Genomic DNA, 12707 nt, shown 5'->3' with positions numbered 1-12707 from the left:
CGATCTCCGGGCGCCCCGCCCGGCGGGGCCGGCGCCCCGTCCGGGGGCATCGGCCCGATCGTCGCGGCGCTGCAGCGCTTCCTCCGCGGCGAGGCGAAGGAGGTCGAGATCACCGCCCGGCCGCCGCAGCCGGTCGCGTTCGGCGAGCTGCCCGCGGCCCTGCTGGGCGGGGCGCCGGCGGCGCAGCGGGTGCTCGGGCTGGGCGCCGCGGCGCGCTGAGCGTGCGGCGGCGCATATTGCCGAGAGGTTCCTTTCCCTAGCATGCATTGAGGCAGCATCGGCCTGGCGCAGCAGGGAGGACTCCATCGGTGGCAAACTGGACAGCACGGGCGGCGTGGTACGGACTAGGCGGCCTGGTGCTCTGCCTCGGACCGCTTCTCCTGCCGGCTCCCGCCGCGGCGGAGGGCGCGGTCCAGGCCGGGCCGGCCGCGGCCGCCCGGGACGGGCGCTGCATCGTCGTCGACAGCGACGGCGACCTCGACGACTATCGCGCGGTGGCGGCGCTGGCGCCGAACCGGCGGGTCGCCGCCATCGTCATGACCGAGGGCATCGCCCGCCCGCTGCAGGGCGCCGGAGCGATGGAGGCGGTGCTGCGGCACGGCAACCTCGCCATCCCGGTCATCCCCGGCGCCAGCGCCGATCCCGAGCGGCAGGCCCGGCCCGACAAGGACTTCCAGGCGTGGCGGGACAATGCCGAGCGGCTGAATGGCCTCCTGCCGGCGCCTGTCCACGGCAGCCTGGCCGAGCCCGGCAACCTCGCCGCGGCGCTGCGCCCGCATGTGCGGGACTGCACCAGCATCTCCCTGCTGGTGATCGGCCCCTGGAGTTCCTTCCTGTCCTATGGCGCGGAGCTGCTGGAACGGGTCGACCGGATCGTCGCCCAGGGCCGCCCCTATCCCGACGAGATCGGCGGCGTGCCGGACGGGCAGAACTGCCGGCATGACCGCGATGCCTGCTACACCGCCTTTGACCTGCTTGTGGGGCGGCAGCTGCGCGCCGGCCGGCGGGTGCGGACGGACTGGGTGGATATCCCGAACGGGCCGCAGCCCTGCGCCGCGGCGGAGCCCGGGGTCGATGCCGAGGGCAACCGGCTCTTTGCCTTCCGCCCCGTCGCGGCCTGGGCCGAGGGGCTGGCCGCGGGTCAGCGGATGGCGCCGGTGATCGGTGGCATGCTGCAGGCCAATCCGGACGGCTGGGCGCGGACCTCGCTCTGGGACGACCTGGCGGCGCTCTACCTGCTGCGGCCGGATGTCTTCGCCGCGCGCGGCGGTCACCTCGAGCCCTGCGTGCCGGCCGCCACCGTGCAGCGGATGCTGACCGCCGCGCTGGAGGGCAAGGCGCCCTGAGGCCGGCGCGCCCCGCCGCCGGCCGGCCCCTCAGCCCGCCTTCAGCGCATTCGCCTGGTGCACCGCGACCGCGGTCAGGTTGACGATGCCGCGCGCCGTCACGCTCGGCACCAGGACGTGCAATGGCTTTCTCATGCCGAGCAGGATCGGCCCGACCTGCAGCCCGTCGGCCGCCGCCTTCAGCAGGTTGAAGCTGATGTTGGCCGAATCCAGGTTGGGGAAGACCAGCAGGTTGGCGGTCTCCTTCAGCGTGCTGTCGGGCACGGCGCGGGCGCGGATCGCCGGCACCAGCGCCGCATCCGCGTGCATCTCGCCATCCACCTCGAGCTCCGGCGCCATGGCGCGGATCAGCTTCAGCGCCGCGCGCATGGTCCGCGCGGTCGGTGCGTTCGACCCGCCGAAGGAGGAATGCGACAGCAGCGCCACCTTGGGCGTGAGGCCGAAGGCCTCCACCTGCTCCGCCGCCAGCAGCGTCATCTCGGCGATCTGCTCGGCGGAGGGCTCGACCATCAGGTGGGTGTCGACGAAGAACAGCGTGCCCGAGGGGATGATGACGGCCGAGAGGGCGTAGACCCGCGAGGTCGACTCCGACTTGCCGATGACGTCGAAGCCGTAGTGGAACTGCCGCATCCAGTTGCCGCTGCCGCCGACGAGGGCGGCATCGACCAGCCCGGCTTCCAGCAGCAGCGCCGCGGCGACCGTCGCGCGCGTCGTGACGCGCCGGGCCGCAGCCTCGGGCGGCACGCCGCGGCGGCCGACGCGGAGCTGGTACATCTCGGTCAGCGGGGCGAACTTGGCGATGTCGGCATTGGGGTCGAGGATCTCGACGGACTCGGAGAAATCCATCCTGAGGCCCATGGCCTTCGCCCGCGCCTCGATCACCGCGCGGCGGCCGAGCAGCACCGGCTCGGCGATCCCCTCGTCCAGCACGGTCTGCACCGCGCGCAGCGTCCGCTCGTCCTCGCCCTCCGAATAGACCACGCGCCGCGGCGCCTGCCGGTCGGCCTCGAACAGCGGACGCATCAGGTAGCCGGAGCGGAAGACGAAGCGTTCCAGCTCGCGCCGGTAGGCGGCGAAATCCGCGATGGGACGGCGGGCGACGCCGCTCTCCATCGCCGCGCGGGCGACGGCCGGGGCGATCTCGAGGATCAGCCTGGGGTCGAAGGGCTTCGGGATGATGTATTCGGCGCCGAAGACCGGGGCATTGCCGCCATAGGCCGCGGCGACGACCTCGGAGGCCTCGACGCGGGCGAGTGCCGCGATCGCGTCGGCCGCCGCGACCTTCATGGCCTCGTTGATCTGCGTCGCGCCGACATCGAGCGCGCCCCTGAAGATGAAGGGGAAGCAGAGCACATTGTTGACCTGGTTCGGGTAGTCCGACCGGCCGGTGGCGACGATGGCGTCGGGCCGGACGGCGCGCACCGCCTCCGGCAGGATCTCGGGCTCGGGATTGGCCAGCGCCATGATCAGCGGCTTCGGGCCGAGCCTGTTCAGCCATTCGGCCTTCAGCACCCGCGGCGCCGAGAGGCCGAGAAAGACGTCGGCGCCGTCCAGCACCTCCTCCAGCGTCCGCGCATCGGTCGCCCGGGCGTATTTCGACTTGTAGGGGTCCATCCCTTCCGCGCGGCCGACATGGACCACGCCATGGATGTCGCAGACCGTGATGTTCTCCCGCCTCAGCCCCATCTCGCAGAGCAGGTCGAGGCAGGCCAGCGCCGCCGCGCCGCCGCCGGTATTCACCAGCTTGACCTCCTCGATCCGCTTGCCCTGCAGCACCAGGCCGTTGCGGACCGCGGCGGCGACGATGATGGCGGTGCCGTGCTGGTCGTCGTGGAAGACCGGGATCTGCATCCGGGCGCGGAGCTCGCGCTCCACCTCGAAGCATTCGGGGGCCTTGATGTCCTCGAGGTTGATCGCGCCGAAGGAGGGCTCGAGGGCGGCGACGACCTCGATCAGCTTGGCGGGGTCGCGCTCCTCCACCTCGATGTCGATCGAATCGATGCCGGCGAATTTCTTGAAGAGGACCGCCTTGCCCTCCATCACCGGCTTCGAGGCCAGGGCGCCGATCGCGCCCAGCCCGAGCACCGCGGTGCCGTTGGTGATGACGGCCACCATGTTGCCGCGGGAGGTATAGTCCCAGGCGGCATCCGGGTTGGCGGCGATCTCCTCGCAGGCGGCGGCGACGCCGGGGGAATAGGCGAGGCCGAGGTCGCGCTGGGTGGCCATGCGCTTGGTCGGCTCGATGCTGAGCTTCCCGGGCCGCGGCAGCCGGTGATAGTCCAGCGCTGCCTTGCGGAAATCCTCGTCCATGTCTCGCCCCTGTCCCGAAGGGCGAAGATGCGGCGGACGGCTCAAGGCCGCAACCGCAGGATCGCGGCTGCAGGGCGGATCAAGGACTTGCGGAGCGGGTCCGGGCGCTGCACCTGTCGCCGGCCAGGGCCACAAGGCCGCTGTTCAGGACGAAGGTGGGTATGGTGCGGTCGAGAAGATTCGAACTTCCACGGGGTTTCCCCCACCAGCACCTCAAGCTGGCGCGTCTACCATTCCGCCACGACCGCAGAACCGGGCGAGGCGGGGCGTATAACCGATGAACGGGACGGGAGCAACGGCCGTGCTGGCCGCAAAGGGCCCCGCCCGGCCGGAATTCCGCGTGGCCGAGGGGCTGACCCCCTACCCCGAGGCGCTGGCCTTCATGGAGGCCCGCGTCGCCGCCATCCGCGCCGGGGAGGCGGGCGAGCTGGTCTGGCTGGTCGAGCACCCGCCGACCTATACCGCCGGCACCTCGGCCGGGGCCGGCGACCTGCTGGACCCGCGCTTCCCGGTCTTCCAGGCCGGCCGCGGCGGGCAATGGACCTATCACGGGCCAGGACAGCGCACGGCCTATGTCATGCTCGACCTCGGCAGCCGCGAGCGCGACGTGCGGCGCTATGTCCGGGCGCTCGAGGAATGGATGATCCGCGCGCTCTGGCGCTTCAACGTGAAGGGCGAGCGGCGCGACGGCCGGGTCGGCATCTGGGTCGAGGACCATGCCCGCGGGACCGAGGACAAGATCGGCGCCATCGGGGTGCGGGTGACGCGGTGGGTGACCTGGCACGGCATCGCGCTGAACGTCGACCCCGACCTCAGCCATTTCGGCGGCATCGTGCCCTGCGGGCTGAACCAGTTCGGGGTGACCAGCCTGCACCGGCTGGGTGTCACGGCGACGATGGAGGAGGCCGACACGGCGCTGATGGCGGAGTGGGAGGGGGTATTCGGGTAGGCCAGGGTGTCGCCACGCCCAACCCTCTCTCCCAAGGAGGAGAGGATCACGGAGGTCAGCTGGAAATCGCGTCGTTCTCCGTGGCCTTCAGGCCAGGGGCACCGCTGTCGCCGGCGACGGCTCCGGGCGGCCTTGCCGGGCCGCCGGGTGGGGCGCGGTCGCCGTCCGCCACCACTTGCCAGCCCTCGGCCCGGAACTCCGCCAGCCGCGTCTCGTGCATGTCGGTGCCATGCTCGGCGGCGACCTTCCCGGCCTCGTCCAGCACCAGCGTGCCGGTATCGTCGGTGCGCATCACCCGGCGGTCGCCCGCGCGTTCAAGCTTCGTTTCCCGCATGCGGCGGCAACGCGGCGGCAGCGGTCCGGTTCGCGCCGCAGCCGCAGCCGCAGCCGCAGCCGCAGCCGCAGCCGCAGCCGCAGGCCGGGCGCTGCGCCGTGCCGGCGGCGAAGACGGCAAACAGCAGCCCGCGCAGGTCGTGGTCGCGGTCGCGGTCGCGGTCGAGCGCATCCGGCCCGATCCGGCCGCTCACCTCGGCCAGCGCATCGACGAGCCGCCGCATCCGCTCGAGACCCTCGTCCTGCACGGCGACATCCTGTCGGGCGATCCTGCCCGTTTGGATGAAGCAGCAGGCGTGCCACGGTCGTCGTCGCAGCCCGCGTTGAAGACTGCGAGTTGATCAGAAATCGGCCTTGATCCCGGCGCGCTTGATCAGCGACGCCCATTTCTTCTGCTCCCGCGCCAGCAGGGCATCGCCCTCGGCCGGGCTGTTCATGACGATGTCGAAGCCGAGATCGGCGAAGCGAGGCTGCAGCTCGGGCGCCTTCGACGCCTCGGCCAGCGCCGCGTGCAGCCGCTGCACGGGCAGGTCCGGCGTCGCCTTCGGCGCCGACAGCATGGCCCAGGTGTAGATGTCGTATTCCGCGAGGCGCGGGTCGCTTTCCGCCATGGTCGGCATGTCCGGATAGGCGGCGATGCGCTGCTGCACCAGGGAGGCCAGCGGCCGCACCGTGCCGGCGGCGATCTGCGGCGTCGCGGCGGGCAGGTCGGCAAAGACCATCTGCACCTGGCCGGCCAGCAGGTCGGCGATCGCGGGGCCCGAGCCTCGATAGGCCACATGGGTCATCTGCGCCCCGGTCATCAGCGAATAGATCGCCCCGCCCAGGTGCAGCGGCGTGCCGTTGCCGGCCGAGCCGTAGTTGAGCTTCCCCGGATTCGCCGCGACCCATTTGTGGAACTCGGCCAGGTCCTTCGGCGGCGCATCGGCGCGGACCAGCAGGATATAGGGCACGCTGGCCAGCAGCGAGATCACCCGGAACCCGGCCGAACTGTCGAAGGGCACCGGGTCCATGGTCAGCGGCGCCATCATGAAGCTGATGCTGCCCATCAGGATGGTATGCCCGTCCGGCCGGGCCTGCAGAACGCTGCGGGTGCCGATGGTCGATCCCGCCCCGGCGCGATTCTCGACTACCACGGGTTGCCCGAGGGACTGGGTCATCTTCGGCGCGACCAGCCGTGCCGCGACGTCCGGCGTGCCGCCCGGGGCAAAGGGGACGACCATGGTGACGGGACGGTCGGGCCAGCCGCCCTGGGCCAGGGCCGGGGCGGCGAGCAGGGCGGGGGCGGCGAGCAGGTGGCGGCGGCGGAGCATGGGCGGCGTTCCCTTGGGCGTGGTTGCCGGCAGCATGCCCCGCCGCCGCGCGCTACTCCACCCGTGCCCCGCTCGCCCGCGCCGCCGCCGCCCAGACCGGCGCATCGGCGCGCATCTGCGCCGCGAATTCAGCCGGCCCGAGCGAGGTCGGAACCAGCCCGAGCTCCCTGATCTTCGCCCGCCCCTCCGGCGTCCGCAGCACCGGCAGGATCGCCGCCGCCAGCCGCTCCACCAGCGCCGGCGGGGTGCCCGCCCGCAGCACCAGCCCGTTATAGCCGAGCAGTTCCAAACCGCCGCGATAGCCGAGCTCGACGAAGGTGGGCACCTCGGGCAGCGTGTCGATCCGCGCCGGGCCGGTGACGGCCAGCGGCAGCAGCCGGCCCTCCTTCACCTGCGGCACCGTCACCGCCTCGTCGTTGATCGAGACGAAGGCATTGCCCGCGACCACGTCGAGCACCGCCGGCGCCGAGCCGCGATAGGGCACGTGGACCATCCGAACATCGGCCACCGTCTCCAGCATCGCGCCGTAGAGGTGGCTGGCCGAGCCGATGCCGAAGCTTGCGTAGCTCAGCTGCGCCGGCCGCTGCCGGGCCTCGGCCAGCAGGTCGGCGAGCGTGGCGATGCCGCGGTCAGGGCGCACCGCCAGCACCAGCGCCGCGGTGCCGAACTGCACCAGCGGCTGCATGTCGCGGAAGGTGTCGTAGCCCGGGCTGGCATGGATCACCGGGTTGATCAGCGTGGTCGAGGCATTGACGTAGAGCAGCGTGGTGCCGTCGGCCGGCGCGGCCAGCGCCGCCTGGGTGCCGATCATCCCCTGGGCGCCGGCGCGGTTCTCGACCAGCACGGGCTGCGGGAAGGCCGGCCGCAATTGCTCCGCCAGCCAGCGGGAGACGAGGTCCGTCTGCCCGCCGGGCGGATAGGGTGCCAGGATGCGGATCGGCCGGTCGGGCCAGGCCGGCTGGGCCGCGGCACCGCCGGCGGCAAGCGCCAGGCCGAGCGTGGCGCGGCGGGTCAGGTGGATCATGGCGGTGCCTCCCGGGGCATTGTTTGCCCGGAAGGATGCCAGAGCCGGCCTGCCGCCGTCACCCGGCAGGGTGCCGCCGACCGAAGGTTACCGGCCGCGGGTCAGGAAGGCCGGGGCGCTGTCGCGGAAGTCGCCGTTGCGGAAGTTGTCGCGGTCGCGCCGCGGCGCCTCGGCGCCAGCCGCCGCCGCGGGACGCCGGCGGGTGCCCTCGCCGCCCGGCTGGGCCGGCTTCGGCTGCCCCTGCGGCCGGCCTCCCTGGCCATGCCCCTGGCCCTGGCGCGGCGCGCCCTGGCCATTACCCCGCGGCGCGCCCTGGCCGCCACGGTTGCCGCCGCCCGGCGCACCGCGGCCGCCACCGCCATGGCCGCGGCCCTGGCCGCCGCGGGCCGGCCGCGCCACCAGGCCCGGCTTTGCCAGCGAGCGGGTCTTGTCCTCCCGCTGGTCCTCGGCCGGGATCACCTGGCGGATCAGCTTCTCGACCGCGAAGAGCTTCTCGAGGTCGTCCTGCGCCACCAGCGTCACCGCCTCACCCGAGGCGCCCGCGCGGGCGGTGCGGCCGATGCGGTGAACGTAGGTTTCCGGCACCTCGGGCAGGTCGTACTGCACGACATGCGTGACGCCGTCGACGTCGATGCCGCGCGCGGCGATGTCGGTCGCCACCAGGATCGGCGCGATGCCGTCCTTGAACTCGGCCAGCGCGCGTTCCCGCTGGCCCTGGCTCTTGTTGCCGTGGATCGCGTTGGCGGCCAGGCCATCGGCCTCGAGCTGCTTCACCACGCGGTCGGCGCCGTGCTTGGTGCGGCTGAAGACCAGCGCGCGGCCGACGCCCTGGCCGCGCAGGAGCTCCGCCAGGATCTGCCGCTTGCGGCCCTGCTCCAGGTGGATGACGCGCTGCGCCACGCGCTCCGCGGTCGTCGCCACCGGCGCGACCTCGACCCGCGCGGGGTTGCTGAGCAGTTCCGCCGCGAGCCGGCCGATCTCCTGCGGCATGGTGGCGGAGAAGAACAGCGTCTGCCGCGCCGTCGGCAGCGCCTTCACCAGGCGGCGGATGGCGGGCAGGAAGCCCTTGTCCAGCATCTGGTCGGCCTCATCCAGCACCAGCACTTCCACGCGGTCGAGCCGCGCGGTCCCGGCATCCAGATGATCCTGCAAACGGCCCGGGGTGGCGACGATGATGTCGACGCCGCCCGACAGCGCGCGGCGCTGCGGGCCATGCGGCACGCCGCCGAAGATGACGGCGACCGAGAGGCCGAGATGCGCGCCGTAGGCCTTGAAGCTGTCGGCGATCTGCGAGGAGAGCTCGCGCGTCGGCGACAGCACGAGCGCGCGGCAGCCGCCGCGCGGCGGGCGGCCGCCCTTCTCGTTCAGCCGGTGCAGGATCGGCAGGGCGAAGGCGGCGGTCTTCCCGGTGCCGGTCTGGGCGATGCCGAGCAGGTCGCGGCCCGAGAGCACGGTCGGGATGGCCTGGGCCTGGATCGGAGTGGGCGTGGTGTAGCCGGCATCGTCGAGCGCCCGCAGGAGGGGGGCGGCGAGGCCGAGTTCGTTGAACTGAGTCACGTGTGTGGATACTTCCGGTCGCGCGGCGCCGGACGCGGCCCTGATGCAGGGACGGCGCGCCGCGGGTTTCAGGTGGAGACCCCGCGTGGCTGGGCCGGTCCGGTGGGAATTCGTCGCGTGCGCCGGCAGTTCGGCATTTAACCGCGGGGGCTGTTCGCCGCATCCGCGGGCCGCTCACGCGGCCGGGCACCGCTGGTGCGTCGAGGCGCCAGCGGTGGGGATATGCGCCTTCGCGGTTGCGAAAGCAAGGGAAAGTGGCGCGGCGCCGCCCCTCCACACCTTTGCGATCAAGTCCGAAAAGCTTCCGGACACCTTGAGTCCGCTGTCTATTCCCCCAGGCAGGCGGCCAAGCCGCCGCGCTCGAAGACCGTGGCGCGGCAGGTGGTCGCCCAGGGCGGATAGGGGCCCATGCTCGTCTCACAGGCGGCGCTCCTGTCGGCGACGGCGTTATCGGCCGTGGTCGCGATCGCCTCCAACCACCAGGCAAAGGCCGGAAAGCCGGTCCCCTGCGCTGCGGGCGGCGCGAGCCGGAAGTCGGCGACGAGCAGGCCGGCGGGCGGCCGGGCGGCAGGCAGTGAGCGGCATTGCCGGGTGCCGCTTGCCGGACAAACCAAAGCCGGCACGGTTCCATGCCAGGCACTATCCCGCGGTCCTTTGCCACCGCCTAGATGCGGGGGGATCATGGCACCGACGATCAACCCTGCGTCACGCGATCCGCGCCGGCGCCGGAGCCTGCAGGCCCAGGTCGCTCCAGGCCAGACCCTGGCCTTGCAGGGGCTGGCGGCAGTGCCGCCAACCGGGAAACGGCGTCCGCCGACCTTCCCTTCTACCGCGGCGGCCCGGCCGCCGCGACAAAGGCGAAGTTCTCGTAGGCATTCTCCGCCACCCGGAACCACTGGAACTGGTCGTCCCGGAAGGCTTTGTAGCTCGTCCACATCTTGCGGAAGCGCGGGTTCTGCGCGGCCGTCTCCTCGTACAGCTCGCCCGTTGCCTTCCAGGCGGCGTTCAGGATCTCCCGCGGCCAGCCGCGCAGCTGCGCGCCGCTCGCCACCAGCCGGCGCAGTGCCTTCGGGTTCCCTTCGTCGTAGCGCGCCGCCATCTCCATCGTCGCCTCGCCGCAGGCGACCTCGAGCACATGGCGGTAGCTGTCGGGCAGGCTGTCCCAGGCGCGCTGGTTCACCATGAACACCCCGCGCGAGGAGCCCTCCCAGAAGCCCGGCGCGTAGTAGTATTTGGCGATCCGGGCGAAGCCGAGCTTCTCGTCGTCATAGGGCCCGATCCATTCCGCCGCGTCGATCGTCCCGCGCTCGAGGCTCGGGTAGATGTCGGGCCCGGCGATCTGCGTCGGCGCCGCGCCCAGCTTGGCGAAGAGATGCCCGGCGAAGCCGGAGATGCGGAATTTCAGCCCGTTCAGGTCCTCGAGGCTGCGGATCTCCTTGCGGAACCAGCCGCCCATCTGCGTCCCCGTGTCGCCGAAGGGGATGCCGACGACGTTGTAGTCGCGGTAGAGCTCGGTTGCGATCTCGTTGCCGCCGCCATGCCGCAGCCAGGCGGTCATCTGCCGCATGTTCATCCCGAAGGGGATGGCGGTGAAGGCGGCGAAGGTCGGATCCTTCCCCACGTAGTAGAGGCTGGCGGTCTGGCCGCATTCCACGGTGCCGGATTGCAGCCCGTCCAGCACCTGCAGCGCGGGCAGGATCTCCCCGGCGGCGAAGCAGCGGATCTGGAAGCGGTTGTCGGTCATCTGCGCGACGCGCTTCGCCAGGTATTCCGACCCGCCGTAGAGGATGTCGAGGTTCTTCGGAAAGCTGCTGGCGCAGCGCCAGCGGATCTCGGGGTTCTGGGTCTGCGCCAGCGCGGGCGCGGCCAGCGCCGCCGGGGCGGCAAGGGCCGCACCCAGCATGCCACGACGTTCCATGACGTATGCTCCCTGTCTCTTGGCTGCCGGCTTGCGCCAGCGGCAGCGGCAGCCTGCGCGGCGCCGCTCCGGCCGCGCAAGGGATTTCCGCCCGGCGCGGCTCAGGCCGCCAGCACGCCCATCCGCTTGGCGACATGCGTCGAGATCGCATCCATCAACGGTGGCGAGAGGCAGTCATAGGTCTCGAGCCCGAGGGATTTCAGCCGCCCCCGCACCGCCTCCATCCGCTCCGGCTTCACCCCGCTCTCGATGACCGAGGAGACGAAGGCGGCGAAAGTCGGGGCCGCGGCGCCATGCTCGGCGAAGAGCTCGGGGTGGATGAAGTCGAAGCCGTAGAACGGGTGGTCCTTGTTCTCGATCCGGCCGACCATGTGCACGCCGCAGCCCTTGCAGGCATGCCGCTGGATCGCCGCCGCCGGGTCCACCACCTGCAGCTTCTCGGCATGCGCGGTGACGCGCAGCTTGTCCCGCGGCACCACGGCGACGACGGAAAAGACCGACCCCGCCGGCTTCCAGCACTTGGTGCAGCCGCAGGCATGGTTGAAGGCGACGTCGCCCTCGACGCGAAGCTCGACCTTGTCCTGGGCGCAGCGGCAGGCCAGCGTGCCGCCGGCGAAGCTGCCGGTGCCGGCGCGGATGCCCTGGTCCAGCAGCGGATGCAGATGGAGCTCGCCGTTTTCGGCCATGGCTGGTTCCTCCCCGCGGCGGCGTGCATGCCGACGCGGCGGGGAGGCTGCCATAACCATTCCGGGCCGGAGCACCTCTCCGGCGGAGTTGATCAAGCGGGAGCGGCGCTAGCGCCGGGCGAATCCCGGCACGACATCCTCCTCGAAGAAGCTTTCCTCGACGGAATCGACCCGCGCCAGGGTCGGGCCGCGCCGCACCAGCGTCAGCAACGCCTCGACCGCGGGCTCGGGCCCGGCGATCACCGCCTCCACCTTGCCGTCCATGCGGTTGCGCACCCAGCCCGAGAGGCCGAGCCGCCCGGCCTCCCGCGCCATCCAGTCGCGGTAGCCCACCCCCTGCACCCGGCCTGCAATGAGCAGGTGCCGCGCCTTCATGCGGCGCGGCCGCGCGCCAGGGCCAGCAGGCGTTCGGCCTGCGCCACCTCGGCGGCGATGCGCTTGCGGCGGGCCTCGGCCTCGGCGTCGAGGCCCCAGAATTCCTCCTGGTAGGTCTCGTCGAGGATCGAGAGCCGGTGCGCCTCGGCCGCATCCAGCCGCCCCTGCAGCACCGCCAGCGCCAGGACGAGACTGCCGAAGCCAGGGACCAGCACGCCGAGCGCGGTCAGCTCGATCGGGCTGCAGGCGGCGACGACTCGGCGCAGCGCCGCGAGCGAGGCGGGCTCCTGCGCCACCGGCATCAGCCCGGTGGTGACCCGGAGCGGCGCATCGTGCTGCAGCGCCGTCCAGTCGAGCAGCGGCTGCCATTCAGCGGCCTGGATCGCGGCCAGCCGGCGGTCGTCGGCGCGGTAGCAGAGCAGGTCGCTCTCGGCGTATTTCGCCAGGCCTTCGACCATGCCGGCCGGGTCGGGTGCCACGCGTTCCTGCGCGGTGCCGGCGAGGCGGGTGAGCGGGATGTCGGCCGGCGTCATCTCGCCGCCCTTGGTGCCGCCGGCAGCGGACCACTCGGCGGCGATCGCCTCGGCCAGGCTTGGGGCCTCGACCTGCAGCGGGCTGCCGCCGGGCAGGCGCACCGGCCTGCCGTCCAGCAGCACGCGGAAGCCGCCGGCCTCTCGCACGGCGGCTGCATTGTCCCAGAAGCGCTTCATGGGTTCTTCCTCAGCATTCCTTCGGGTCGCCTCAACGCCCGCGCAGCAGGCCGCGCAGCAGGTCCTGGGCCGGGGCCGGCAGGTTGCGCAGCGGCGTTGGCGTCCGCTCCGCCGGCCCGGCGCGCGCGACCAATCGCCGCGACGACCCAGGGATCGGTCCATTCATGCACGATGACGAGGTCGGCC

14 protein-coding genes and 1 tRNA gene are annotated in these 12707 nt (G+C 72.3%); 3 read left to right on the top strand and 12 right to left on the bottom strand.

The genetic code is table 11. From position 1 onward, the window contains the following. Positions 1-219 (top strand): hypothetical protein (locus tag E2C06_RS38125; protein WP_206664797.1); only part of this gene is annotated, 219 nt, incomplete at its 5' end. 89 nt (positions 220-308) lie between these two features. After that, positions 309-1346: a hypothetical protein gene (locus tag E2C06_RS32555; protein WP_133292727.1), complete on the top strand. Its 1038-nt coding sequence runs from the start codon at positions 309-311 to the stop codon at positions 1344-1346. 30 nt (positions 1347-1376) lie between these two features. On the opposite strand, the gene E2C06_RS32550 is transcribed toward E2C06_RS32555, so the two are convergent. After that, on the bottom strand, positions 1377-3656 hold the full coding sequence (locus tag E2C06_RS32550) for an NADP-dependent malic enzyme (protein ID WP_133292726.1): 2280 nt from the start codon (positions 3654-3656) through the stop codon (positions 1377-1379). Between the two features lie 162 nt (positions 3657-3818). Next, positions 3819-3904: transfer RNA gene (locus E2C06_RS32545), tRNA-Leu, on the bottom strand. A gap of 53 nt (positions 3905-3957) precedes the next feature. Here E2C06_RS32545 and lipB point away from each other — a divergent pair. After that, positions 3958-4605: a lipoyl(octanoyl) transferase LipB gene (gene lipB, locus E2C06_RS32540; RefSeq protein WP_241671578.1), complete on the top strand. Its 648-nt coding sequence runs from the start codon at positions 3958-3960 to the stop codon at positions 4603-4605. Between the two features lie 55 nt (positions 4606-4660). On the opposite strand, the gene E2C06_RS38120 is transcribed toward lipB, so the two are convergent. The 10 genes from E2C06_RS38120 to E2C06_RS32490 form a co-directional block, all read right to left on the bottom strand. Next, on the bottom strand, positions 4661-4897 hold the full coding sequence (locus E2C06_RS38120; protein ID WP_165982808.1) for a hypothetical protein: 237 nt from the start codon (positions 4895-4897) through the stop codon (positions 4661-4663). Between the two features lie 22 nt (positions 4898-4919). Continuing rightward, a complete protein-coding gene (locus E2C06_RS38115) occupies positions 4920-5186 on the bottom strand; it encodes a hypothetical protein (protein ID WP_165982807.1) in 267 nt (88 codons plus the stop codon). 93 nt (positions 5187-5279) lie between these two features. Next, positions 5280-6251 (bottom strand): Bug family tripartite tricarboxylate transporter substrate binding protein, encoded by a 972-nt coding sequence (locus tag E2C06_RS32525; RefSeq protein WP_165982806.1) that lies wholly within the window; start codon positions 6249-6251, stop codon positions 5280-5282. Between the two features lie 52 nt (positions 6252-6303). Next, positions 6304-7275: a Bug family tripartite tricarboxylate transporter substrate binding protein gene (locus tag E2C06_RS32520; protein ID WP_133292721.1), complete on the bottom strand. Its 972-nt coding sequence runs from the start codon at positions 7273-7275 to the stop codon at positions 6304-6306. A gap of 87 nt (positions 7276-7362) precedes the next feature. Further along, entirely contained in the window at positions 7363-8832 is a 1470-nt protein-coding gene (locus E2C06_RS32515) for a DEAD/DEAH box helicase (protein ID WP_133292720.1), read from the bottom strand. A 326-nt stretch (positions 8833-9158) separates the two neighbouring features. After that, positions 9159-9455, bottom strand: coding sequence for a hypothetical protein (locus E2C06_RS32510; RefSeq protein WP_133292719.1), 297 nt, complete (start codon positions 9453-9455; stop codon positions 9159-9161). Between the two features lie 203 nt (positions 9456-9658). Beyond that, on the bottom strand, positions 9659-10750 hold the full coding sequence (locus E2C06_RS32505; RefSeq protein ID WP_133292718.1) for a TRAP transporter substrate-binding protein: 1092 nt from the start codon (positions 10748-10750) through the stop codon (positions 9659-9661). Positions 10751-10851: 101 nt separating this feature from the next. After that, on the bottom strand, positions 10852-11436 hold the full coding sequence (gene gfa / locus E2C06_RS32500; protein WP_133292717.1) for an S-(hydroxymethyl)glutathione synthase: 585 nt from the start codon (positions 11434-11436) through the stop codon (positions 10852-10854). 108 nt (positions 11437-11544) lie between these two features. Further along, positions 11545-11811, bottom strand: a complete 267-nt coding sequence (locus tag E2C06_RS32495; RefSeq protein WP_133292716.1) for an acylphosphatase — start codon at positions 11809-11811, stop codon at positions 11545-11547. After that, on the bottom strand, positions 11808-12521 hold the full coding sequence (locus tag E2C06_RS32490) for an ATP12 family chaperone protein (RefSeq protein ID WP_133292715.1): 714 nt from the start codon (positions 12519-12521) through the stop codon (positions 11808-11810). Before E2C06_RS32490 ends, E2C06_RS32495 begins: the two co-directional genes overlap by 4 nt. Between the last annotated feature and the right edge of the window lie 186 nt (positions 12522-12707).

The organism is Dankookia rubra (assembly GCF_004355005.1).
In the GTDB taxonomy this organism is placed as follows: domain Bacteria; phylum Pseudomonadota; class Alphaproteobacteria; order Acetobacterales; family Acetobacteraceae; genus Paracraurococcus; species Paracraurococcus ruber_A.
The sequence above is the reverse complement of the archived record's forward strand: the minus strand, read 5'-3'. Positions and strand labels throughout refer to the sequence as shown.